Raw genomic sequence first — 24,168 nt, 5'->3', positions numbered from 1 at the left:
ATATGTGTGGGATCGCGGGCATCTATCATCTGGAGACGGCCAAGCCGGTCGACCCCGCACGCCTCCGCGCGATGCTCCAGCCGATGCAGCATCGCGGCCCCGACGGATCGGGCGAATGGACGGCGCCCGGCGTCGGTCTCGGCCACCTCCGCCTCTCGATCATCGATATCGCGGGCAGCCCGCAGCCGATGGCGAGCGACGATGAACTGGTCACGCTCACCTATAATGGCGAAATCTATAATTTCCGCGAGTTGCGCGCCGAGCTTGAGGATCGCGGTCACCGGTTCCGCACCAGCGGTGATACCGAGGTAATCATCGCCGCGTGGCGCCAATGGGGACCGGACTGTCTGTCGCGGCTCAACGGCATGTTCGCCTTCGCGATCCACGATCACCAGCGCGGCTGCCTGTTCCTCGCGCGCGACCGGTTGGGGGTAAAGCCGCTCCATTATGTCCGCCTGTCGGATGGATCGGTCGCTTTCGCGTCGGAACTGAAAGGGCTGCTACGCAATCCGCTGCTCCGACAGGAAGCCAATCTGACCGCGATCGAGGATTTTCTCGCCTTCGGTTATGTCCCCGACGACAATTGCATCGTCGCGGGGGTCGAGAAGCTCCCCGCCGGCCATTATCTGATGCTCGAACGCGGCAAGCCGGTGCCCGCGCCAACGCGCTGGTGGGCGCCCGATTTCTCTAAGCGTATCCGCGCCAGCGAAGGCGAGGCGGCCGAGCATCTGGTTCACCTGATGCGCGCCGCGGTGACCGACCGCATGGTGTCGGACGTGCCGCTCGGCGCCTTCCTGTCGGGCGGGGTCGACAGCAGCGCGGTTGTCGCCTTGATGGCCGAGGCGAGCGCGAAGGCGGTCAAGACCTGCACGATCGGGTTCGATCAGGCCGCGCTCGACGAAACGGCCTACGCCCAGCAGATCGCCGAGCGTTTCGCGACCGACCATCGCACGCGCACCGTGTCGTCGGGCGACTTCACGCTAGTCGACAAGATCGCCGATCATTTCGACGAGCCCTTTGCCGACGCGAGCGCGCTGCCGACCTATCGCGTGTGCGAACTCGCGCGCGAGGATGTCACTGTAGCCCTCTCAGGTGACGGCGCGGATGAGGCGTTCGCGGGATACCGCCGTCTGGTGTTCCAGCATCAGGAAGAGAAGCTGCGCGGGCTCATCCCCGGCTTCCTGCGCCGCGGTGTGCTCGGCCCATTGTCGCATGTCTGGCCGCAAATGGACTGGGCGCCGCGCCCGCTCCGCGCGCGCGCGACGCTCGCCAGCCTGTCGAAGAGCGGAGCCGAGGGCTATGCCGAAGCCGTTAGCGTGACCGGCGTGGCCCAACGCTCGCGCCTGTTCAACGATGCGGCGCACCACGCGCTCGGCGATCATGTCGCCGAGACGCGCTATTGGAAGGCGATGGCGGAGGCGCCCGCGCGCGAGCCGCTCGACCGCGCGCAATATGCCGACCTGATGATCTGGCTCCCCGGCGACATCCTGACCAAGACCGACCGGATGAGCATGGCGGTCAGCCTCGAGGCGCGCGAGCCGCTGCTCGATTACCGGTTGATCGAATTCGCGGCGAGCCTGCCCGCGTCGATGCGCGTCAAGCGCGGGACGGGCAAGGCGATCATGAAGCAGGCGATGGAGCGCTATCTGCCGCACGACATTCTTTATCGCCCGAAAATGGGGTTTGTGACGCCGGTGTCGCAGTGGTTTCGCGGCCCGCTCGTCGAGGCAGCGAAGGGCCTTGCGACCTCGTCAACGCTCGCGCGCTCGGGCTGGTTCGACATGGCCGAAATCGAACGCATCGTCGCCGCGCACCAATCGGGACGCCGCGATCATGGGCGGCTGATCTGGCAATTTTTCATGCTCGAAAAATCGCTGGCGAAGCTTTTCGGGATTTGACGAGTGATTCATCGCCCCCGCGAAGGCGGGGGCGACGGTTATTGCAGCCACCCCATTTTAACGCTTCCCTGCTAACCTCCACCCGATGACGGTCCACCCTGCCTTTCCCGACAATGTCGCTCCGGCCGCCCCGCTGACGGTCCGGGTTGTCGACCCGCTGGCGCTGTCACCCGCCCTTGCCGCGCAGTGGGACCGGCTGGCCGAGGAGGCAAGCGAACCCAATCCCTTTACCGAGCGCTGGAGCCTGCAATCGGCCTTGCACCTGCTCGATCCCGAGCGCCAGGCGCGGCTGGTGCTCGTTCGCGACGGCAGCGACGGGCCGGTGATCGGCATCATGCCGCTCGCGCCCGCCGCGAATTATGGCCGCATACCGCTGCGCCACGTCACCGGCTGGACGCACCACAATCATTTCCACGGTGCCCCGCTCGTGCGCGCGGGTTTCGAAAAGCTGTTCTGGTTGATCCTGCTCGGCTGGTGCGACGCGGCGCCGTGGGCGCGCACGCTGGTGCATGTGCCGCGGCTGACCGAAGGCGGCCCGCTCCATCGCGCTCTTGTCGATGTCGCGCGGATGCGCGGCGGCGGGGCAGAGGTCGTGCATCGCGAGGAACGCGCGCTGCTCGAAAGCAATTTGTCGCCCGAGGAGTATTGGGACGCCGCCGTACGCGCGAAAAAGCGCAAGGAATTGCGGCGGCAGGCAAACCGGCTGGCCGAGCAGGGCGCGGGCGCGGTGCAATTTCGCCGTTGGCAACCGGCCGAGGCGATCGATCCGTGGATTGATGCCTTTCTCGACCTTGAAGCGCGGGGTTGGAAAGGGCGCGCCAAATCGGCGCTCGCGAGCCAGAGCGACACGCAGGCCTGGTTCCGCGCGATCCTTACTGCGTCGGGCGATGCGGGTCGGCTCGACATGCGCGCGCTCTATCTGGATGATCGCCCGCTCGCCATGCTCGTCAACTTCCTTTGCCCGCCCGGCGGCTTTTCGTTCAAGACCGCGTTCGACGAGGACTTTGCCCGCTTCTCGCCCGGCGTGCTGCTGCAACAGGCGAACCTCGACCTGCTCGACAACCCGCAAATCGACTGGGTCGACAGCTGCGCGGCGCCGGGCCATCCGATGATCGATAGCGTCTGGCGCGAACGCCGTGCGCTGGTCTGGGTCAATGTTCCCTTGTCGGGGGCGTCCGACCGGCTGCGTTTCGCCGTGCTGACGAAGACCGAGCGGCTGTGGCGACGCTGGAAGGGTGCCAATGCGCCTGAAAATGAAGTAGAAAGCCCGTCATGACCGCGCACCAGCCTATCACCCGCCCGGTATTCCCCACCGAAACGCTCGGGCGGATGGCCGCCCTCTATCCGCTGCACGCGGGGCTGCTCCACCATCATCTGCCCGACCATCCGCTGCTATCGCTCGAAGCGCTCGCACAGCTTGGCGAGGGCCTGCCCGCGAGCGAGGTCGAGTATAATCCGGGCAATGTACCGATCGGCATCCGCCCCGAAGATGTCCCGTCGAACGGCCTGTCGATCGGCGAGACGATCCGCACGATCGATAGCAACGGCAGCTGGGCGGTGCTCAAGAATATCGAAAATGTGGACGCCTATCGGACGCTGCTGATGGACCTGCTCGGCGAACTGAAACCCGTTGTCGAACCGCGCACAGGCGCCATGCTGAAGCCGCAGGGTTTCATCTTCATCTCGTCGCCCGGATCAATCACGCCGTTCCACTTCGATCCCGAACATAACATCCTGCTTCAGCTCAGAGGTACGAAGGTGATGAACGTCTGGCCCTCCGGCGACGAACGCTTCGCCCACCGTCGCGAGCATGAGCGGTATCACACCGGTGGCCACCGTAATCTGCCGTGGCAGGACGAATATCATGGCGACGCCCAGCAGGTGCCGCTCGGCCCCGGCGACGCGGTGTTGGTGCCGGTGATGGCGCCGCATTTCGTCGCCAATGGCGATGCGCCGTCGATCTCGCTGTCGATCACCTGGCGCAGCGAATGGAGCTATCGCGAATCCGAGGCGCACGCCGCCAATGCGACGCTCCGGCGCATGGGCCTCGACCCGGCAATGCCGCCGCGCTGGCCGAGCTATGCCTGGGCCAAGACGGTCGGCTGGCGCATCGCGCGCAAGCTGCGGCTCGTGTCGTAAAACGCCTGTGACAGATTGCTTTCAATTGGTACAAATTGGCGTTATGGGCCCGCATCCTTGATTTCGAGACCATAGAGGACTGATGGCGAAAGAAGAACTTCTGGAAATGCGCGGCCAAGTGGTCGAACTGCTGCCCAACGCGATGTTTCGCGTCAAACTGGAAAATGACCACGAGATTCTGGGTCACACCGCCGGCAAGATGCGCAAGAACCGAATCCGCGTTCTGGTGGGCGACGAAGTACTCGTCGAACTCACCCCCTATGACCTGACCAAGGGTCGGATCACCTATCGCTTCAAGTGAGCAGTGCGGCGAACTTTCCCGTGCTGGTGCTTGCTTCGACATCGCCGCGCCGGCGCGAGCTGCTGGCGCGGATCGGCCTTGTGCCGTCGCGCATCGCAGCCCCGGAAATCGACGAGACACCGCACAAGGCCGAGCTGCCGCGTGACTATGTCGCGCGGCTCGCCAAGGGCAAGGCGCTGGCGGTCGAGCGCGCGCCGGACGAGGTCGTGCTCGCGGGCGATACCACAGTGGCGGTTGGCCGCCGGATCCTGGAAAAGCCGGTCGACGAGGCCGACCTGCGCCGGATGCTCGGGCTGCTGTCGGGCCGGCGGCACCATGTCTATTCGGGGATTTGCGTTGTCGGAACCGATGGAAAAGCGCGCGTGCGCGTCGTCGATACGGTCGTCGCGTTCAAGGCGCTGAGCGCCGCCGAGATCGACCGCTATGTCGAATCGGGCGAGGGCATGGGCAAGGCCGGCGGCTATGCGATCCAGGGCCGTGCCGAAACCTTTGTCCGTTTCCTGTCGGGCAGCCACTCGAACGTCGTCGGCCTGCCATTATTCGAAACGCGCGCGCTGCTGACCAGCGCGGGAATCGCGCTTGGCTGAGTGGCTCTACGAGGCCGGAATCGGCGAAGCGCGCGCCGCGCTGGTCGAGGATGGCACTATCGTCGAAGCCCGGATCGAGCGTGACCATGAAGGACCGCCCGTCGGTACCGTGCAACATGCCCGGCTGGTCGAGGCGGGGAAAAAGCCGCTGGCCATGCTCGACGGGCCCGGCGAACAGCTTGTCTCGCTTGCCCGATTGCCGCCCGGCATCCCGATCGGTTCGCAGTTGAAGGTGGAAATCACCCGCGCGGCGTTGATGGAGCGCGGCCGCGACAAGCCCGGGCGGGTGAAGATCGCCGATCCCGACGCGGCAGTGGGCCCCGGCCCCGACCTGCGCGCGCGGATCGCGGCGACGGAGGTGAAGGTCGTCGATCTCGGGGCACCGGGATCCGATCGGTTGGAAGAAGCAGGCTGGTCGGAGATCGTCGGTCATGTGCGAAGCGGCCATTGGCCGTTCGGCGACGGCGCGCTGTGGGTCGACGCGACCCCGGCGATGGTCCTGATCGACATCGACGGCGATGGTGACCCGCTGGCGCTGGCCAAGGCGGGTGCCGCCGCCGCGGTGCGGGTGATCCGCTGCTGCGACATCACGGGATCGATCGGGATCGATTTTCCGTCGCTGGCAAGCCGGGCGGATCGGCATGCGATCGACGCGTTGATCGATACGCTTTTGCCGCAGCCCTTCGAGCGCACCGCGGTCAACGGGTTCGGCCTGATGCAGATCATCCGTCGCCGTGTGCGGCCCTCGCTGATCGAGCAGATTCGGCTCGATCCCGTCGCCACCGATGGCGCCCTGCTGCTGCGGCAGGCGGAACGCGCGGTGGGGGCGGGGGTTTTGAAACTGACCGCGCGCCCCGCGGTAATCGATCATATCGGCGGCCAGCCGCTCTGGATCGAAATGTTGCAAAGACGTACAGGCCGGCCGGTTGAACTGATCGCCGACGCCCAGATCAAAGGAATGGGCCATGCCCAATAAGCCATCCGCCAAATCGCCGGCGTGCCCGCTGTGCGGCAAGCCGCGCGAGCCCGAATATAAGCCCTTTTGCAGCCGCGGCTGCCGCGACCGCGACCTGTTGACCTGGTTCGGCGAAGGCTATCGCATGCCGGCCGATCAGGCGCCCGACGGCACCGCCGAGGACGATCGTTTCGACGAAGGCTGACCCCGAAATCGAGCGTCACAAAGCCTCTGGACAGGATGCAAACCCCTGCCTATAGCCGCCGCTCGCCAGCGCGACCGACCGGTCGCAGCGGCCGTGCCCGGGTAGCTCAGTTGGTAGAGCATGCGATTGAAAATCGCAGTGTCGGCGGTTCGACCCCGTCCCCGGGCACCACTTCCTCCTCCTGGATATGTCGCGCGCCGCACGCCGATCGCTATCGTCCGTAAACACCCGAATATTGCCGGCAAGAAACGTCCTGAAAGGGCGCAAATGCGTGGATTTTCGCCTCTACCAAAGGGTTGTCGTGCGTGTTACTGCCGCAGCATGAACAGGATCGTGAACAAACTCAACCGGTTGTGGAAGGAGCGCGCGCACCGCGCCGCGGCACGGGCGGTACTGGATACGCCCCCGATCGTTCCGGCCAATGACGGACTGGTCCTGTTTTCCATGATCGGCACGCGGGTGCTGCTGCCGTATCTGGTCGCGGTCAAATCGCTGCACGCGCAGCTTCGCAAAGGGCGCGTCGTCATCCTCGACGATGGGACACTAACCGACGCCGACCGGCGGATTTTGGCGGCACATCTGGGAAAACCGCATATTGTGTCGATCACGGATATCGACACTGCACCTTGCCCGCGCGGCCAAGTCTGGGAACGCCTCCTCGCGCTTCTCGACATGCGGGCGACTGATTATGTGATCCAGCTCGATTCGGACACGGTAACGCTGGGCGACGTGCCGGAGATCGCCGCCGCGATCATGCAAAATCGCAGCTTCACGTTGCGCGGCGATCCGGATTCCGAGCTGTTGTCCTTCGCCGAAATGGCGGCAAAGTCCGATGACGACGAGTTTCTAAATAATCCCGAAGCGCACGTGCAGGGCGCGATCGAATGCGGTCTCGACCGGGTTTCGCTGCCCACGCTCACGAACCCGCTCTATGTGCGGGGATGTGCGGGCTTTGCCGGTTTCGCGCGTGGCGGCGACGGTCGCGCGCTTGCTGAGGCGTTTTCACGTGAGGCCGAACGATTGCTCGGGGCCGAGCGCTGGGCGCGCTGGGGCAGCGAACAGGTGACGTCGAACATCGTCATCGCCAACGAACCCGATCCGTTGCTGCTGCCTTACGATCATTACCTCAACTTCTGGGACGAAGGCGTGCCCGCCGACGCACGGTTCGTCCATTTCATTGGCAGCTATCGCTTTAGCGGCAATGCCTATATCGACGCGACGCGCACAGCGATCGCGGCGCTGGGCCGGATCTAGACGGCGACGGCAGGATCGGCCGGCATGCGTCGTCCGCGCACCAGTTCGATCAGGTCCCGTACCGTTTCGCGCGCGAACAACGCCAGCCACAGGCAATAGATCGGCCCCCCGGTTGCGACGAGCACTGCCAACCGGATGGGCTGCGGCAGCGTAGGCAGCATGCGATCAACCAGCATCACCACTGCGGCCATTGCGGTGGCCGCGAGAATCGGCGGTGCGACCGCGCGCAACAGCTCGCCCGCCCGGACGCCGACAACGGGCAAGCTCCGGACGGCGGCAAAGATGAGCAGCAACGGATAGGCGATCAGCCAGGCCCATGCGATGCCGATGATTCCCCACTGCGCGCCGACCAGAAATACGGCCGGCATCAGCAGCGCCCCTGCCGCGGCATTGCCCGACGCGATACCCGGGCGGCCTACCGCGTCGGTTGCGGGGCGAAGCAGGGTGAACAAGGTCCAGAAGGGCATGGCGAGCGCCAGCGGTAGCAGCAGCGGCACGATCTCGCGCCATTTTTCGCCGAGCAGGGTAAGAACGAGCGGCTCCGCCACAGCGGCGAGGCCGAAGAAGAACGGCATGGCCGCGACCATGATGGCACGCGTCGAGCGCGTGAAGCCGGCGGCCAGCGCCGGACGGTCGTTCTGCATTCGCGAATAGGCGGCAAAGGCCACCTCGTTGAGCGGCGGCACGACCTTGTTGTTGAAGATCTGCGTCAGCAGCAGCGCCGTTGTATAGATGCCGACCAGATGCGCCTCGAACCAGCGGCCGGCAACCAATATGTCCGCCTGGCTCTGGACGAAGCCGAAAAACTGCGCGACCGCGATCAGCCCGCCATAGCGCGCGATCGAACCCGCGCCGCGGAAGTCGAAGCTGGGCCACATCCAGCTGCGCGCCGCGATCGTCAGGCCCAGCGCTCTTGTCGCGAACATGGCGATCGGCGCCCAGACCAGCGCCCACACGCCCCAGCCGGCCAGCGCGCCACCGAGCGCCACGCCCGCGCCGATCAGCGCGGAGACGAGGTTGACCTGCGCCTGACGTTGAAACTCCAGCGAGCGTGCGAGCTGCGCATAGGCGAGCGCGGAGAAGGGGATGGTGAGATAGATCAGCGCCTGCACCCGCAGCAGATCGGCGACCATCGGCTGGCGATAATAGGCGGCCGCCAAGGGGGCGCAGGCAATTTGCGCCACCGCGAGCGCGCCGTTGAGCAGCAGCAACAGCCCGAAAATCTGTCTCAGCTCGTGGGTCGTGACCTCGTCGCGCTGGATGACAGCACTGGCTAGGCCATAGCCGTTGAGCAGGTTGAACAGCATCAACATCACTTGGGTGAGCGCGAACAGGCCATAGTCTTCGGGCGTCAGGATGCGGATGACGAGGAAGGTGGAGGCCCACGCGACGATTTGCCCCGCAATCTGCGACCCGGAGCGCCAGATCACGGCACGGCGGATCCGCTGACCGAAATCGGGTTCGGTTGCGGTATCCCGGCCAAGTGTCGTTTCGGGGGGGATGGAAGGGCCTGACATGACGGCGAACCTAGCAACTATTCGTTGGCAAAGCATTGCACGCGCGTGTCATCGCGGTGCGGCGCCATTCTTGCGCGCGGCATAGTCGCCAACCGGCGGCCGGGCCACCGATGCGCGCTCGACCTTGACCCATATCGGCTTGCGCCCCAACCGCGCGTTGAAGAGGCTGTTGAACGTCGCCGGATCGGAGACGGGCGAGTCGAGCGTTTCGCCATATTCGCGGCGCACCGCCGCCGGATCATAGCCCATCGCATTCAGCAGCGTGGGAAAGATGCGATAATGGCTCAATGCATCGAAATGACGCTTAGCGGCGGCTTGCCAGCGGCCGGACGTGCCGATGATCGCGAGGGGCACTGCGCCCTCCTCGCTGGCGGGCGACGGGCTGCAATGCGTGGTCGTTCCCGAATCGCCGCGTTCGTGCAGATTCTGTCCGTGATCGGACGTGTAGATGATTAGCGCCCCGTCGAGCTGGGCGCCGGCGAACAATCGGTCGAAAAAGCCGCCCACTGTCCAGCCGACCGTGTTGCGATAGGCGTTGCGATAGAGGCGCCAGCTTTCGGCGCCGCTGTAAAGATTTTCGGGAAGCCGGGTTTCGGTCACGGCGGCGGATTCGTCGCGTGGCAGCGCGGGGCTGAAGATATGCGCTCTGTCGGGATATTTGTCGGCAACGGGGAAATGCGCGCCCATCTTGTTGACGAGGATGAATTCGCGCCGGTCGTTGCCCAGCGCCGCGATCAACGCATCCGCCGCGGCCATGTCGCGGTCGACGACGGGTATATCGTCGAACTGGACGAAGCGATCGATCTGACCCCGCTCGGCATCGTCCATGCCGTTCTGATACGCGCCGCCGGTTCGCTGCGCGTCGATATAGACCGTCGCGAATCCGGCGTGCTTCGCATAGGCGAAGATCGACGGCATCGTCGCATTGATCCGGTGATAGGCGTCGCGTGTTCCGCCATATCGAAGCGTCAGGTTGCTTCCGAAACTGCAATTGGCGATCGAGGCGGCGAGGCCGAAATTGCTGACGACCACGCCTGGCGGCGGCGATGCCAGCCCGGATCGCACGCCCGCGACATCGTTAATGTCGAGATATCGGCCGGCAATGCTTTCGTCGACAATCAAGATGATGTCACCCTGTTCGGGCTCCGGGCGATGCGCGATGCTCACTGGTTGGCGCGCCATCGAAGGCTGCGTCGCGGCTTCGTATGCCGCGAGCGCCGAATAGGCGGTTCCGACCCAGGCGTTAGGCAGCCCGCGGCCGCCTTCGCCCCCGCGCACGAACAGCAGGATGGTCAGTATCGCGAGCCCCGCCAGCGGCGCGAGCGCCGCAGCGAGGCTGGGCAGGGGACGCCTGGCACCGGGCTTCAACCCGACTCCGACAAAGAGGAAGAATGCACCGGCGGCCGCCCATGCGATCGACGTGCCATATTGCGCGAGGGCGTCGTCGGCGAAGCCCGCCGAATGGACCATGGTGACGAAGGCGTCGTAGCTCATCGCATCGGCCGTGGCATCCTGAAAGCTGCCGACGAGGATGGTGGCGAGAGCAAATACCGCGGCCCAGCCCCAGCGCAGCAGCGGTCCGCGGATGAAAGCCGCGCCCCACAGGCAGGCGATCAGCCCGGCATACAGGCCGGCATAGAGCATGAGAGGGGGCGACAGCCCCAGCATGGCTATCCGCGCGGCGACCCCGGGGAGTTCAAAAGCCAGGCCGAATGCCAGCAGCACCGTTTTGGCCAGCGTGTTCGGGCTCGGCAAACTCGGTGCCCGCATCGCTTATCCTTCGTCGTCCGGCGCTGAAACTTTAGCAAACTGCCTCATACACGTTTAACATTTGACACATAACTGTAACCGACCCGAACGTTCGCCGTAACGTAAACTGTTGCTTTTTAGTCACGAATTCACGGAAAATCGGCCATTCCACGCGTGCGCGCGTTGACGCTGCCGGGGCGGGCGTTAGACCGGGCGCTTACCACCGGGCATCTCCCGATAAGCCTTTGGCTGCGCTTCGGTGGGTTTGGAGAGAGAGACTGATCATGACTTTGCGCAACATTCTGTTGGGCGCCACCGTGCTGTGCGCCGCCACCACCCCCGTTTATGCCTTTGCCCAGGATGCCGCGCCCGCTGACGCCGGAACGACGGCCGACGACGCCGATTATGGCAACGACATCATCGTCACCGCCAGCAAGCGTTCGCAGACACTGCAGGACACGCCGGTCGCGGTCTCGGTGACCTCGGCAGCGCAGCTTGAAGAAGCGCAGATCCGCGACCTGATCGACCTGCAATCGTCGGTCCCCAGCCTGCGCGTGTCGCAGCTTCAGTCGAGCGCCAACACCAACTTCATCATCCGCGGTTTCGGCAACGGTGCAAACAACGCCGGTATCGAACCGTCGGTCGGCGTGTTCATCGACGGCGTTTATCGGTCGCGTTCGGCCGCCCAGATCGGCGACCTTCCGAACGTCGAGCGTATCGAAGTGCTGCGCGGTCCGCAGTCGACGCTGTTCGGCAAAAACGCATCGGCGGGCGTCATCAGCATCGTCACGCAAAAGCCGCAGTTCGAATTCGGCGGCTCGGCCGAGGTCACCTATGGTAATTATGACGCGATCACCGTCAAGGGCGACGTCACCGGCCCGATCAGCGACACCATCGCCTTCTCGATCGGCGGCAGCTACAACCGCCGCGACGGCTATGCGCAGGACCTGAAGCTCGACACCGACGTCAACGACCGCAACCGCTGGGGCGTGCGCGGCCAGCTCTTGTTCGAACCGACCGACGCGCTGTCGATCCGCCTGATTGGCGACTATGACAAGATCGACGAAAATTGCTGCATCGCGGGCAATGTCATCGCCGGTCCGACCGTCGCGATCACCAACGCGCTCGCCGGCGGACCCAGCGTCGATGCGAATGATCCGTTCTCTTACGACGTGTACAATAACTTCCTGTCGTCGAATAAGATCAAGAATTACGGCGGTTCTGCGCAGATCGACTATGATCTCGGCAACATGGCCCTGACCTCTATCACCGCCTATCGCCAAGTGCGCGCCGACACGAACCAGGATTCGGACTTCACGGGTGCCGACCTGATCGGCGAGAAGAGCGACTATGTCGACATCGACACCTTCACGCAGGAAGTCCGCCTGACCTCGGACTTCGACGGTCCGCTCAACTTCCTGATCGGCGGCTATTATTTCAACGAAAACGTCGATCAGCAGAGCGCGATCAAGTTCGGCACGCAGTTCCGCCCCTATGGCGATGCGTTGATCCGGGCGGCGAGTGGCAACGCGCTCAACGTCGCGATGCTCGAAGGTACATTCGGCGCGCTCGAAGGCAATCCGGCGAAATATCTCGACACCTTCTTCAAAGCCGGCACGGGGCTCGACGAAGCCTACAAGATGAAGAACGAGGCATTCTCGATCTTCGGCACCGTCGATTTCGAAGTCACCGATCGCCTGACGCTGACGCTCGGCGGTAACTATACGAAGGACCGCAAGCGCTTCTCGACTGACGTCGTCAGCAGCGACGTCTTCTCGGGCGTCAATCTCGACGCGGCCGCCTATACGCCGTTCCGTCAGGCGTTGCTGATCGGTCAGGGTGTTCCGGCGCCGACCGCCGCCTTCCTGGCGGCTAACCCGACGTTGACGCTCCCCGATGGACGCAGCGCGAACCCGCTGGCCGGCCTGAAGGCGTTCCAGTTCCTGCCGCCGTTCCTCAACGTTCCCAACGCGGTCGAAAGCGGCAAGACCAACGACGGCGACTTCTCGTACAGCGTCCGCGCCGCCTATGAGCTCACCGATACGGTCAATATCTATGCGACCTATGCGACGGGTTTCAAGGCGAGTTCGGTCAACCTGTCGCGCGACAGCCGCCCGCTTGCTTCGGATCTTGCGGCGATCACCGCCGCCGGCTTGCGGACCCCGAACCTGGTGGCAGGCTCGCGCTTCGCCAATCCCGAAGAGTCGACAGTCTACGAATTCGGCCTGAAGGGCCAGTGGGATGTCGCCGCGGTGAACGTCGCGGTGTTCAAGCAGTCGATCAAGGGCTTCCAGTCGAACGTCTTCACCGGCACCGGCTTTGCGCTCGCAAACGCCGGCAAGCAGTCGACCTTCGGTATCGAGTTCGACGGCTCGGTGCGTCCGGTCGACGGGCTCAACCTGACGCTCGCGGCGACCTATCTCGACGCCAAGTACGACAGCTTCATCAACTCGGCGTTCGGCGATATTTCGGGCTCGACGCCTGCGGGCATCCCCGAACTGTCGCTGTCGATGGGCGGCACCTATACGCACGAGTTCGCCGGCGGGACCAAGGCGATCGCGCACGTCGACTATAGCTATGAAAGCCCGGTCCAGATCGTCGAGGGCCTGTCGGGCTTCCCGGCGAGCGTCGCGCAGAATCTGAAGCGCGAAGTGAACTCGCTCAACGCGTCGTTCACGATCCGCCTGACCAACGGCATCGATGTCGGCGTGTGGGGCCGCAACCTCACCAATGCGCAGTATCTGACGACGATCTTCCCGGCGGTGGCGCAGGCGGGCAGCGTCTCGGGCTACCCGAGCCAGCCGCGCACCTATGGCGGGACCATCCGCTACAAATTCTGATCGTGAGCGCCGGGGGGCGTTGCTCCCCCGGCTGCCGCACGAAAGGCAAAAAGAAACCCCGGCCTCTCGATCGAGAGGCCGGGGTTTTTTGGTGGCGTTGCCGCCTGCGCTTTAGAACTTCACGCCCGCCGCGATGCCATAGCGGCGAGGTTCGAGCGTGAAGATATTGGTGTAGTTACCCGACGACTGGTCGGTGATGTACAGGCCGGTGACGCTGTTGGCGTCGAAGACGTTCTGGATGAATCCCCGCACATACCATTTGTCGTCGGCGCCGTTCAGCTGCACCTGGGCGTTGACCTGAGCATAGCCTTTGATCTTGTTCACATTGCCGTTGAAGATGCTGCCATAGCTTTCACCGGTATAGGCCAGGTCGACGCGGGGAACGAGCGTCATGTCGCCGCCGCCCAGTCGCATCGTATGCTGGATGCCGGCGCTGAACTTATAGTTCGGCGCCTGGGGCAGCTGGTTGCCTTTGAGGTTGACCGGAACGCCGGCGGAAAAATATTCGATCCCGCCGAAGTTTGCCGGATTCAGCCCCGCCGCGGCGAAAGCGCCGGATGCCGCCGCGCTCATGACGGCGCAGATGCTAAAGGCGCCCGTCGAAGCGATGCCGCCATCCGCCGGAAACGTCGTTGTCGGCCGCAGACCGGCGCCAGCGGCCACACCGGGGACGAAGCCCCCGTTGATGACCTGCTGGACCCCGTTCACAAAGGCGTTGACCCCTGCGACATTGCCCGACGTCGATGCCACGGCGCAGTTCGCGGCGTTGGTGATGTCCTTGATGATCACCGCATCGCTGCGGCCGCCGCCAAAGTCGCGCGGGTTGCTCGTCAACTTGTCATCGGTGACCTTGCTGTGCAGATAGCTGAAGCCCAGGTTGACGACGACATCCGGGTCGGGCCTGACGATCGCTTCGGCCTCGAACCCATAGACGTCGGCGCTGACGTTGTCGTTGACCGCGGTACGGGCTACGATCTTGCTGAGCTGCAGGTCCTTGTACTTGTAATAAAAGGCCGTGAGGTTGAGCTGCAGCGCGCCATTGCCGAAGCTGTTCTTCGAACCGATTTCGAACGCATCGACCTGTTCGGGACGGAAGCTTTCGGGCACTTCGAAGATCGGCTGCAGCGGCGGATTGATACCGCCCGATTTATAGCCACGCGAATAGGAGGCATAGAGCAGGTTGTCGTCGGTGACCTTGAAGTCGATCACAAAACGGCCGGTCAGCTTGTTGAACTTGACCGAACGCTCCTGAAAGGCTTCGCAGCCCGCGATCGATCCGATCGGCCCCACCGTGCTCGAGGTCTCGCTGCTGTGAACGGGGCAGGGCGTGCCGGGGTCGGCATCAAAACCCGCCGCGGTCGGCGATGCAAAGGCATCGGTCGAGCCGTGCGGGACGAGGAAGCTTGCCAGCGTCGAGCGGGCGACCACGCTCTTCTTGTCATTGTTGTAGCGCAGGCCAGCGGTCAGCTTCAGCCGGTCGCTGATCTCGAAATAGGCTTCGCCGAACAAGCCGTAGGATTTGATCGACAGATCGGCCGTGTTGTTGCGGAAGAAGGGCGTGCCGAGGTAGCCAGGCGCTAGCGGATTTGCTCCCGTGATCACGCCCGCCGGAGTCTTGTTCACATTCGCGATCGACGAAAAAGCTCCGAGAACGCCCGTCAGATAGTCGATCGGGAAGGCGTTCACATAATAGCTGTTCTCGGTCAGATGGTAGTCGGCATAGATGCCGCCGACGAGGAAGTTGAACGGCCCGTCGAAGTCGCTGGTCAGGATCGCTTCCGCCGACCAGCTACTGTTATACTGGTTTGACCGGTCGAACTGCAGCGACTGGTCGCTACAGATCTTGTTGCCGCCATAGGATCCGGTGCCGCTTTCCTCGGCTAGCGAGGTGCAGAGCTGGCCGGTCGGGCCGTTCGGAATCAGCGCCGCGGCAACCGGAGCGAAATAGCCCTGCAGTGCAGGGCCGAGCGCGCCGCCTGCCGCCGCCGCCAGCGTGGCAAGACCGCCGGCATAAAGCGCGCGGTTGCCAACGTTGCTGTTATAGTCCTGCGACGCGTCGAGCTTGACCTTCTGATACTGGCCCGAAACCTGCAACGCCACGGGACCGAAATTATGTTCGATCTGGCCCTGCAAAGTCAGCTCGCTGGTGAAATAGCTCGGCGTATAAGCCGTGTTCACCTCGCGTGGGTCCGACGGAATCGTAGTGTTGGCATAGACGTCGGGGCCATAAAGGCTGCCCAAAGCGAAAGCGGTCGGAATTCCCTGCGTCGCCAGGAATTCGCGCGACGTCAGCGCCGCGGTGAAGGTCGCGTTGCCGTTGAAGGGCGAGTTGTCGAGGCGGCTGTTCAAACAGCCGAGAATGCCGGTCGGGTCGCGCTGGCAAAGCTGCTTTTGGATGCGCGTGCGCTTGTCCTTTTCGCGGAAATAGGAGGCGAGCAGGTCGATCGTGGTGTCGGGCGACGGCTCCCAGCGGAACGAGCCGCGGACCGAGTACAGGTCGCGGTCGTCGATGCGCGTGTCGAGGAAGCTGTTCTTCGTATAGCCGTCGCGGTTCAGGTAAATGCCCGCAACGCGGATGCCGGCGGTGTCGCCGAGCGGGATGTTGACCATCGCCTTGCCCTTCATGGAATCATAATTTCCATATTCGGCTTCGGCGGCGGCTTCGAAGACGCCGAGTTTGGGTTTGGCGGTGATGACGTTGACCACGCCCGACGTCGCGTTGCGGCCGAACAGCGTGCCCTGCGGGCCGCGCAGCACTTCGACGCGTTCGAGGTCGAAGAATTCGGTTTCGAACAGGCGGGTCGAAAACAGCGGGTCGCCGTTCAGATGGATCGCGGTTGCGCTGTCGCAGGTCGTGCCGACGCAAAGGTCGCCAATCCCGCGGATCGTGAAGCTGGCGCCCGTGAAGTTGGTCTTGGTGAAGGTGACGTTGGGCAGGGTCAGCTGAAGATCGGACGGCGTCTTGATCTGCTGCGCTTCGAGCGCCTCGGTCGAGAAGGCGCTGACCGCGATCGGCACGTCCTGCAGACGTTCCGACTGGCGCTGCGCCGTGACGACGATTTCGCCGCCGAAAGCATCGCGTTCCACTTCATCCGCCGCGTCCTGCGCGAATGCCGGTGTCGCCACCGTCATCGCAAGGATCGAGGTTCCGATCAGTGCCTTGAACTTCATCTATAGCCTCCCTTTTTCGATCCCGCGCGATGCGGGGCCGCCCAATTTCAAATTGTGGTAAGGGGAGGGGAAACGACCAGACATGGCAAAGGGCACCCGGCCAGAACGACCATGTGCCCTCGTGAATCCCACTTGCCAGCTATGCTGGTCATCGTCCTCTCCCACCGGCGTCGGGGAATACGCCGGCCTCTCCGGAATACGACCCGCTTGAGCGAGTTCTGTATGGTGTCGAAGGTGCGCCGAGTTGACGAAAGCGTCAAGTGACTTGTTCGGCCCAAAAAAGGACGCGAAACCGCGCCTCTCGCAAAAGTGAAAAAGCCAAGATTCCGCAACGTAAAGTTGATGAGGGAGGACAATTTCTTGTTTTCCGGCTCTTGCTTATCGGTGCATTGACGCCGAAATGTGCGGCATGATGGCAACAGTGAAAGCGGGGCGATGAGCGACAACAACACCGAGTTGGGACCGGACGGCAAGGTGGTCGTCCCCGACCATGTCGCGGACGCCGTGCGGACGTTAATCGAGTGGGCGGGCGACGATCCGGCGCGCGAAGGGCTGCTCGATACGCCGCGCCGCGTCGCGCGCGCGTGGAAGGAATATTGTTCGGGCTACGCCGACGATCCCGCGCTCCACCTGTCGCGTACCTTCCAGGAAGTCGGTGGCTATGACGAGATCGTGTTGCTGCGCGACATTCCGTTCCAGTCGCATTGCGAGCATCATATGGCGCCGATCACTGGCAAGGCGTCGATCGCCTATCTGCCGCGCGACCGCGTCGTGGGCATTTCCAAGCTAGCGCGCGTGCTCAACGGCTATGCGCGACGGCTTCAGGTGCAGGAACGCCTGACCGCCGAGGTCGCAAAGTGCATCTGGGACAATCTCCAGCCGCAGGGCGTCGCGGTGGTCATCGACGCGCAGCATGGGTGCATGACCGGGCGCGGCGTGCGCACGCCGGGCGTCGGCATGGTGACGAGCCGTCTGCTCGGCAGCTTCCTCAACGACCAAAGCAGCCGCAAGGAAGTGCTGAGCCTGATGGGCTATTGATGGGCGTGCGGCCTAGCGCCGCCACATCCTGAGCAACTGATACTGGACCGCCTGCAGCCGCGTGAAGTTCGCAGGCTCCATGTTGCCGCCCTCGATCGCGGCAATCTCGTTCAGTTCGTACATCAGGTTCCGATGCCCGACGTCGGGGATCAGACTCTGGATGAAGGTGATCGCGACGAGCCGTTCGCCGCGCGTCACCGGTTCGACCTCGTGCAGCGTGTGCGAGGGATAGATGATTGCGACGCCTGGCGCTTCCTTGAAGCGCAAGTCGGCGCCCCCCAGCTGCACATGCAGGGCACCGCCTTCATAATCGGCGGGATCGTTCAGGAAGATGGTGCAGCTGACGTCAGTGCGCAGCTGGCCGTCGGGTAACGGAATATAGGCGGCATCGGGGTGCAGCCCGTAGTGCATGCCCGGCGTGTACCGCGTCATCAGCGGCGGCGCGATCCGCGCGGGAAATGAGAATTCCATGAAATCGGGGTTCTGCACCATCGCATCGAGCAGGATCTTCGACGAGCGTTCATAAGCGCCCGCGTCGTGAAGCTGCAGGTTGTTCTTCACCTTCGAATGCGGGTTGCTGATCTTTCCGTCGACGAAATTGCCGCTGGCGGCAATGTCGCGCAGCGCGCGGACCGCGCCATCGTCGAGCAGCTGGACGAGCTTGAACATTATATGCTTTCCCGGTCGCCGTGGATCGGCAGGTCGCCAAGGCTTGTATAGCGTGCGGCGAGCGCTTCAACCCACGCGATCGCTTCGGCGATCGCCGGCGCGTGGCCGGCCGCTGCCTGTGTCTGCAACTCGCGGCGCAGATCGGGGCTGTAGCCATGCTCGGGCGCCTTTGAATATTGGCGCATGACGGGGCCGGCGAGCGCGGCGTTGATCCGCGCTGCGTCGACCGGAAGCCCGAAATGTTTGCACTGCGCGGCGAGTGCGGCGGCGGGATCGGCCAGCACGCCTTCGAAATCGGCCCACAGATGCCGCGGATCGGCGCGCGGCAAAGTCCGCTGCGCCGTCGCCATCTCGCAAAGCCAGCTCATCGCAATGCGCGTCACCGGCGGCAACTGCCATAAGGCGAACGGGAAATCGGGCAGCATTCCCGCCAGTCGCGCCATGCGCGCCGGGGCTTGCGCCAGCGTCTCGGCCGTCGATGCCTCGCCGGCCAGGATCGTCTCGATGTAGCGCGCGAGTGGGACGTAGAGGAACAGCGCGCGGCCATCGGCGCCCGTCAGCTTGTCGGCAATCGCCGTGATCACGCTCGATGCCTTCACCAACGCACGCTGGCCGGGGGCAAAGCTGCGGCCCAGCCATCCGACCGTCTGCGTCAGACGTTGGTGATAAAGCTCGGGCGACCAGACCGACTCGGGCCGGTCGATCCGGTCGGCGACCTGCGCCAACGTGCGAAGCAGCATTGGCTCGCGCAGCGGCAGCACATCGCTGGCCTCGGCGTGCAGGCGCGACACGAGCGTCGAGCCGACATGGCCGATATGGAAGATGAAGTGCGGCGCAGGGACCGCGGCGTTCGGGTCGGGCAGGTCGGTCCACGCCATCCATTCACGCCCGATGCGATCGGTGAGCAGCCGCTGGTCGAGGAAGCTTGCGGCGCGATAATCGGCTTCGGTCAACAGTGCGATCAGCACGCGGTCGTTCGCAAGGTCCGCCATATGCGGCAGCAGGCTCGCATCGGCGGCAAAGCGGCGCTGGAAAGGATCATCGGCCATCGCCGAGCCATAGGAAAGGGCGGGCCATAAGAAAAGGGCCGCGCTCCCTTTCGGAAACGCGGCCCTTTCAAAAGGCTTTGGCCAGAGGAAGCTTAAGCTTCTTCGGCTTCGTCCGCAGCAGCTTCCGGAGCGAGTTCCGAAGGCGGCGTCGCGTCTTCGAACTCGTCTTCGCTGTCGGGTTCCAGTGCCGTGGCGACTGCCTCGGCCTGTTCTTCCTCGAACATCGCCGCGATGACGTCGATGCCCTGCTTCTGCATTTCGGCTTCGTCGGGCGAACGAGCGACGTTGACGCCGACGGTCACGATGACTTCGGGGTGCAGCTTGACCTTGACGTCGACCAGGCCAAGCGACTTGATCGGGCGTTCGAGTTCGATCATCGACTTGCCGAGACCCTCGACACCGTCTTCGGTGAGGGCGTCGACGATGTCGCGGACTGAAACCGAGCCGTACAGCTGGCCGGTGTTCGATGCCTGACGGATCAGGACGATCTGCTTGCCGTCGATATCCTTGGCGCGGCCTTCGGCGTCGGTGCGACGCTCGGCGTTGTCGGCCTCAATCTTCGAACGGTTGGCTTCGAACAGCTTGCGGTTCGCGTCGTTCGCGCGCAGCGCCTTGTTGTTCGGGAGCAGGTAGTTACGGGCAAAGCCGTTCTTGACGGTGACGACGTCGCCGATACCGCCCAGTTTCTCGATGCGTTCGAGCAGGATGATTTCCATCGGTCAGCCCTCCTTACTTAACAATGTAGGGGAGCAGGCCGATGTGGCGCGAGCGCTTGATCGCTTTCGCCAGCTCACGCTGCTTCTTGGTGGACACCGCGGTGATCCGCGACGGGACGATCTTGCCACGCTCCGACAGGTAACCCTGGAGCAGACGGACGTCCTTGTAATCGATGACCGGTGCGTCCTTCTGGCTGAAGGGGCAGGTCTTGCGGCGGCGGAAAAAGGGTCGTGCCATGGTGCTAGTTCCTTATTCTTCGCCGTCGCGGTCACGGCCGCGGCCGCCACGACGTTCCTGCTTGCGCATCATCACCGACGGACCCTTTTCGAGTTCGTCGACCTTGATGGTGAGCCAGCGGATGATATCTTCGTTGATCGCAGCCTGACGCTCGATCTCTGCGATGGCTTCGCCTGCGACTTCAGCCGACAACATCACATAATGACCCTTGCGGTTCTTCTGGATCTTGTAGGCGAGCTGCTTGAGGCCCCAGGTCTCGGTCTTGTGAACCGTGCCCTTGAATTCGCCGATGACGTTGGTGACGGTTTCCGCCAGCGCGTCGACCTGAGCCTGGCTCAGGTCCTGACGCGCGATAAAAACATGCTCGTAAAACGGCATGGTGCGCTTCCTTCGATTTGGCCGATCGCTGGTCCCGCGCCAATCGCGAAACCCCTCCGGCTGTCGTCAAGCTCTACGGATTGGTGCAAAGCAAACGGGGCGATGGCAACGTGGCCTCGCCCCGAATGAGCGCGCCTATACAGATTCGCGGGAGGAAATCAAGCGCGGACGGCCAGCTTTTCCAAGAGTTCGCGCCCGAATTCGGTGAGCGTGTCGTCGCGCGCGCCGAGGATGAGGATGCGGTCGCCCGCCCTGGCCTCGTCGAGCATCGCTGCGCCGCATGCCGCGCGGGTGGTCATGTGCACCGCATCGGCGCCACCCGCGACGATGTCGGCGACGAGCGCCTCGCTGCCGATGCTGCGGTCGACGGTGCCGCCAAAATAGACGGGGTCGCAGACGAACAACCGGTCATCGGGGCGCATCCCGGCCGCGAAGCTCGTCGCCAGTTCCTTGCCCATCTGGCGCAGCGGGCCATAGCCGTGCGGCTGGAAGAAGAGCAAAGCGCGGCCGGGCAGTTCGGCGACGGCCGCCAGCGTTGCGGCCACCTTGTCGGGGTTGTGCGCGAAATCGTCGATCACCGTGATCCCGCCTGCCTGTCCGAGCACCTCGTAGCGGCGCGCGAGGCCGGCGAAGTCCGCCAGCGCCTCGACCGCCTGCGTTACGGTCGTGCCCGCCGCGTGCGTGGCGGCGATGGCGGCGAGCGCGTTGGCGGCATTGTGGCGGCCGGGCATGCGAAGATTCACTCGGTAGGCGGTGCCGTCGGCATGGATGGCGAAGCGGCAGCCGTCGGGCAGCGCCTCGAAATCGCTGCCACGGATCGTCGCCGCATCGTCGAAGCCAAAGGTCACGACATTGCGCCCCGACAGCAGCGGCTCCGACTCGGCATCATCGGCATTGACCACCGCAACGCGCGCCTTCGCCGCAAAATCGCCGAAGAGCTGGTGCAATTCGGCGAGGCTCTTGTGGTCGAGGCTGATGTTGGTGATGACCGCGACATCGGGGCGGTAGAGCGCGATCGATCCGTCGCTTTCGTCGACTTCGCTGACGTATATTGCGGCCTCGCCCACCATTGCGCTCGCGAAGGGCCTGTCGTCGCTCGAAAAATTGCGCATCACCGCGCCGTTCATTACGGTCGGTTTCCGGCCCGCGCTTTCAAGGATCCAGCCGATCATTCCGGTCACGGTCGATTTGCCGCTCGTCCCGCCGACGCCGATCGCCTGATCGGCAGCGTTGAACAGCGCGGCATTCAGGTCGGCGCGCGTCATCCGCGGCAGGCCGAGCGCATTGGCCGCGGCAATATCGGGAACGCTATCCTCGATCGCCGCCGACGCGACGAGAATCTGGCCGGCTTTGGGCCCGCTGCCGTCCTGCGGATAAAAGGTGATGTCCTGGCTTTCGAGCCATGCGAATTTCTCGGGCGTCCGGCCTTGATCGCGGCTGCGGTCGGAACCCGAAACCGCGTCGCCGCGCGCCGCGACGATCATCGCGAGCGGCAGCATCCCGGACCCGCCGATGCCGCAGAAGAAATAGGATTTGTTTTCGGCCATCGCGGCGCGATATGGCTTTGACGAAGGCTTTGCAACCGCACCCGCCGCAATAACCGCTCGTACCGGGCGGATCGAGGAATCAGCCAGTCCATGCGCATAGGCATCGTCGCCCCGTCGACCCCGATCCTGCCGGATGATGCGGAGGCCGTGCGCGCGCTCGCAAGCCTCGGCTACCCCGACGTCGAACTCGTCTTCGACGCGCAATGCTTCGCCGTCCACGGCCATTTCGCGGGCGAGGATGGCCACCGCTTCGCCGCGCTCGTCGAGATGGCGAACCGCCCCGACATCGACGCGATCTGGTTCGCGCGCGGCGGTTATGGCGCGTGCCGGATCGCCGAGGATGCGGTCGCGGCGATGACCGACGCGGCGCGGGGCAAGGCGTTCCTCGGCTATTCGGACCAGGGCAACCTGCTCGGCGCGCTGTATCGCGAAGGGTTCGACCATGTCGCGCACGGACCGATGGTCGCCGACATCCGCCGCGAAGGCGGCGATGCGGCGGTGCTCCGCGCGCTCGACTGGCTCGTCGCGCGCGATCCTGGGGCATGCGAGGGGGGCTTGCAGCACGGCGCGCGCCATGCTGCGTTCAACCTGATGACGCTGTCGATGCTGCTCGGCACCCCGCTCGAGCCCGACCTTGCGGGCCATGTCGTGCTGGTCGAGGAGGTGAGCGAATATCTTTATGCCTTCGACCGCGCCTTCTTCCATGTCGCGACCTGTCTGGGCCCCCGCGGGCTGGCGGGATTGCGGCTTGGGCGGGTCGGCGACGTTCCGGAAAACGACCGCCCCTTCGGAATGGAGGCCGACGAGATCGCCCGTGATTGGTGCGGTCGCACCGGCATCCCCTGGCTCGGCCGGGCGGACATCGGCCACGATGCGGCGAACAAGGTCGTGCCCTTCGGCTTGCATCGCGCGGGGTGAAGGAATAGGCGCGCGGTAACGAATATCACCGCAGGGGACGCATCATGCGCGCATTTATTTTTCCGGGTCAGGGCAGCCAGGCCGTCGGCATGGGCAAGGCATTGTCGGATGCTTCGCCGGTCGCGCGTGAAGTGTTTCAGGAGGTCGACGACGCGCTCGGCCAGAAGCTGTTCCAGCTGATGAGCGAAGGGCCCGAGGACCAGCTCACCCTTACCGAAAACGCTCAGCCCGCGATCATGGCCAATGCCATCGCGACGCTCCGCGTGCTCGAAAAGGAAGGCGGCGTGACCCTCGCCGCCAAGGCCGATTACGTCGCGGGCCACAGCCTTGGCGAATATAGCGCGCTCTGCGCCGCAGGCGCGTTCGACCTCGCAACCACCGCGCGGCTGCTCAAGACGCGCGGGCAGGCGATGCAGGCGGCGGTGCCCGTCGGCGTCGGCGCGATGGCGGCGCTGCTCGGCGCCGATATCGACACCGCACAGAAGCTCGCGGACGCTGCGGCCGAAGGCGAAATCTGCACCGTCGCCAACGACAACGACCCGTCGCAGGTCGTGATTTCGGGCCACAAGGGCGCAGTCGAGCGCGCGGTCGCGCTCGTCAAGGATTATGGCATCAAGCGCGGCGTATTGCTGCCGGTGTCGGCGCCTTTCCACTGTCCGCTGATGCAGCCGGCCGCCGACGCAATGGCCGAAGCGCTCAGCGCTAATCCGCCCGTCGCGCCGCTGATCCCGGTTGTCGCCAATGTGACGGCCAGCCCCGTCAGCGACCCCGACGCAATCCGCGACCTGCTCGTCCAGCAAGTCACCGGGCGTGTCCGCTGGCGCGAAAGCGTCGGCGCGATGGAGAGCATCGGCGTCGGCCAGTTCGTCGAATTTGGCGGCAAGGTGCTCTCGCCGATGGTGAAACGCAGCGCCGCGGGCGAGGTCGAGACGGTCAGCGTCATTTCGATGGATGACATCGAAGCGCTGCTCAAGACGCTCTAATCAAAAGATTTCAGGA

At 64.3% G+C, this 24,168-nt stretch carries 21 protein-coding genes and 1 tRNA gene; 13 read left to right on the top strand and 9 right to left on the bottom strand.

Features of this window, described 5'->3' with window-relative positions; translation table 11 throughout:
* The first annotated feature begins 2 nt into the window (after positions 1 to 2).
* From ASD73_RS08275 to ASD73_RS08235, 9 genes are all read left to right on the top strand, one after another.
* Positions 3 to 1,898 carry an XrtA/PEP-CTERM system amidotransferase gene (locus ASD73_RS08275; RefSeq protein ID WP_056371378.1) on the top strand — a complete coding sequence of 632 codons (1,896 nt, stop codon included), beginning with the start codon at positions 3 to 5 and terminating at the stop codon, positions 1,896 to 1,898.
* A gap of 85 nt (positions 1,899 to 1,983) precedes the next feature.
* Complete coding sequence (locus ASD73_RS08270) at positions 1,984 to 3,174, top strand: GNAT family N-acetyltransferase (RefSeq protein WP_056371377.1); 1,191 nt, start codon at positions 1,984 to 1,986, stop codon at positions 3,172 to 3,174.
* Positions 3,171 to 4,037, top strand: coding sequence for a cupin-like domain-containing protein (locus ASD73_RS08265; protein WP_056371376.1), 867 nt, complete (start codon positions 3,171 to 3,173; stop codon positions 4,035 to 4,037). Before ASD73_RS08270 ends, ASD73_RS08265 begins: the two co-directional genes overlap by 4 nt.
* Positions 4,038 to 4,119: 82 nt before the next feature.
* The gene (gene infA / locus ASD73_RS08260) at positions 4,120 to 4,338 is read left to right on the top strand and encodes a translation initiation factor IF-1 (protein WP_010162480.1); all 219 of its coding nucleotides are present in this window, start codon (positions 4,120 to 4,122) and stop codon (positions 4,336 to 4,338) included.
* Positions 4,335 to 4,925 carry a Maf family protein gene (locus ASD73_RS08255; protein WP_082521438.1) on the top strand — a complete coding sequence of 197 codons (591 nt, stop codon included), beginning with the start codon at positions 4,335 to 4,337 and terminating at the stop codon, positions 4,923 to 4,925. The genes infA and ASD73_RS08255 overlap by 4 nt, the downstream gene beginning before the upstream one ends.
* Complete coding sequence (locus tag ASD73_RS08250; protein ID WP_056371375.1) at positions 4,918 to 5,901, top strand: ribonuclease; 984 nt, start codon at positions 4,918 to 4,920, stop codon at positions 5,899 to 5,901. Before ASD73_RS08255 ends, ASD73_RS08250 begins: the two co-directional genes overlap by 8 nt.
* Positions 5,891 to 6,085 carry a DNA gyrase inhibitor YacG gene (locus ASD73_RS08245; RefSeq protein WP_056371374.1) on the top strand — a complete coding sequence of 65 codons (195 nt, stop codon included), beginning with the start codon at positions 5,891 to 5,893 and terminating at the stop codon, positions 6,083 to 6,085. Before ASD73_RS08250 ends, ASD73_RS08245 begins: the two co-directional genes overlap by 11 nt.
* A gap of 95 nt (positions 6,086 to 6,180) precedes the next feature.
* Positions 6,181 to 6,256: transfer RNA gene (locus ASD73_RS08240), tRNA-Phe, on the top strand.
* A 150-nt stretch (positions 6,257 to 6,406) separates the two neighbouring features.
* Positions 6,407 to 7,339 (top strand): hypothetical protein, encoded by a 933-nt coding sequence (locus ASD73_RS08235; protein WP_056371372.1) that lies wholly within the window; start codon positions 6,407 to 6,409, stop codon positions 7,337 to 7,339.
* On the opposite strand, the gene ASD73_RS08230 is transcribed toward ASD73_RS08235, so the two are convergent.
* Together ASD73_RS08230 and ASD73_RS08225 are read right to left on the bottom strand one after the other, a co-directional pair.
* Positions 7,336 to 8,856, bottom strand: coding sequence for a lipopolysaccharide biosynthesis protein (locus ASD73_RS08230; protein WP_056371370.1), 1,521 nt, complete (start codon positions 8,854 to 8,856; stop codon positions 7,336 to 7,338). The two genes, ASD73_RS08235 and ASD73_RS08230, sit on opposite strands and share 4 nt — an antisense overlap.
* Before the next feature lie 48 nt (positions 8,857 to 8,904).
* A complete protein-coding gene (locus tag ASD73_RS08225) occupies positions 8,905 to 10,626 on the bottom strand; it encodes a sulfatase-like hydrolase/transferase (RefSeq protein ID WP_056371369.1) in 1,722 nt (573 codons plus the stop codon).
* A gap of 263 nt (positions 10,627 to 10,889) precedes the next feature.
* On the opposite strand from ASD73_RS08225, the gene ASD73_RS08220 reads away from it, so the two are divergent.
* Positions 10,890 to 13,445, top strand: a complete 2,556-nt coding sequence (locus ASD73_RS08220; RefSeq protein ID WP_056371367.1) for a TonB-dependent receptor — start codon at positions 10,890 to 10,892, stop codon at positions 13,443 to 13,445.
* Positions 13,446 to 13,556: 111 nt separating this feature from the next.
* Here the strand turns inward: ASD73_RS08220 and ASD73_RS08215 are convergent, their stop codons facing one another.
* Entirely contained in the window at positions 13,557 to 16,616 is a 3,060-nt protein-coding gene (locus tag ASD73_RS08215; RefSeq protein WP_056371366.1) for a TonB-dependent receptor, read from the bottom strand.
* 435 nt (positions 16,617 to 17,051) lie between these two features.
* Between ASD73_RS08215 and folE the strand changes: the two genes are divergently transcribed.
* The gene (gene folE / locus ASD73_RS08210) at positions 17,052 to 17,654 is read left to right on the top strand and encodes a GTP cyclohydrolase I FolE (protein ID WP_056371364.1); all 603 of its coding nucleotides are present in this window, start codon (positions 17,052 to 17,054) and stop codon (positions 17,652 to 17,654) included.
* A 12-nt stretch (positions 17,655 to 17,666) separates the two neighbouring features.
* On the opposite strand, the gene ASD73_RS08205 is transcribed toward folE, so the two are convergent.
* The 6 genes from ASD73_RS08205 to ASD73_RS08180 all read right to left on the bottom strand — a co-directional run bounded on the left by ASD73_RS08205 (position 17,667) and on the right by ASD73_RS08180 (position 22,251).
* On the bottom strand, positions 17,667 to 18,323 hold the full coding sequence (locus ASD73_RS08205) for a Fe2+-dependent dioxygenase (RefSeq protein WP_056371362.1): 657 nt from the start codon (positions 18,321 to 18,323) through the stop codon (positions 17,667 to 17,669).
* On the bottom strand, positions 18,323 to 19,372 hold the full coding sequence (locus tag ASD73_RS08200; RefSeq protein ID WP_056371360.1) for a hypothetical protein: 1,050 nt from the start codon (positions 19,370 to 19,372) through the stop codon (positions 18,323 to 18,325). The genes ASD73_RS08205 and ASD73_RS08200 overlap by 1 nt, the downstream gene beginning before the upstream one ends.
* Positions 19,373 to 19,464: 92 nt before the next feature.
* The gene (gene rplI / locus ASD73_RS08195) at positions 19,465 to 20,088 is read right to left on the bottom strand and encodes a 50S ribosomal protein L9 (RefSeq protein ID WP_056371358.1); all 624 of its coding nucleotides are present in this window, start codon (positions 20,086 to 20,088) and stop codon (positions 19,465 to 19,467) included.
* Between the two features lie 13 nt (positions 20,089 to 20,101).
* Positions 20,102 to 20,326: a 30S ribosomal protein S18 gene (gene rpsR / locus ASD73_RS08190; protein ID WP_037517582.1), complete on the bottom strand. Its 225-nt coding sequence runs from the start codon at positions 20,324 to 20,326 to the stop codon at positions 20,102 to 20,104.
* Positions 20,327 to 20,338: 12 nt separating this feature from the next.
* Entirely contained in the window at positions 20,339 to 20,704 is a 366-nt protein-coding gene (gene rpsF, locus ASD73_RS08185) for a 30S ribosomal protein S6 (RefSeq protein WP_056371356.1), read from the bottom strand.
* 158 nt (positions 20,705 to 20,862) lie between these two features.
* Positions 20,863 to 22,251 carry a Mur ligase family protein gene (locus ASD73_RS08180; protein ID WP_056371354.1) on the bottom strand — a complete coding sequence of 463 codons (1,389 nt, stop codon included), beginning with the start codon at positions 22,249 to 22,251 and terminating at the stop codon, positions 20,863 to 20,865.
* A 90-nt stretch (positions 22,252 to 22,341) separates the two neighbouring features.
* Here ASD73_RS08180 and ASD73_RS08175 point away from each other — a divergent pair, with 90 nt between their 5' ends.
* Both ASD73_RS08175 and fabD read left to right on the top strand, forming a co-directional pair.
* A complete protein-coding gene (locus ASD73_RS08175) occupies positions 22,342 to 23,169 on the top strand; it encodes an LD-carboxypeptidase (protein WP_056371353.1) in 828 nt (275 codons plus the stop codon).
* A 44-nt stretch (positions 23,170 to 23,213) separates the two neighbouring features.
* A complete protein-coding gene (gene fabD / locus ASD73_RS08170) occupies positions 23,214 to 24,152 on the top strand; it encodes an ACP S-malonyltransferase (RefSeq protein ID WP_056371351.1) in 939 nt (312 codons plus the stop codon).
* Positions 24,153 to 24,168 lie beyond the last annotated feature (16 nt).

This window comes from Sphingopyxis sp. Root154, assembly GCF_001427105.1.
In the GTDB taxonomy this organism is placed as follows: Bacteria; Pseudomonadota; Alphaproteobacteria; order Sphingomonadales; family Sphingomonadaceae; genus Sphingopyxis.
The sequence above is the reverse complement of the archived record's forward strand: the minus strand, read 5'-3'. Positions and strand labels throughout refer to the sequence as shown.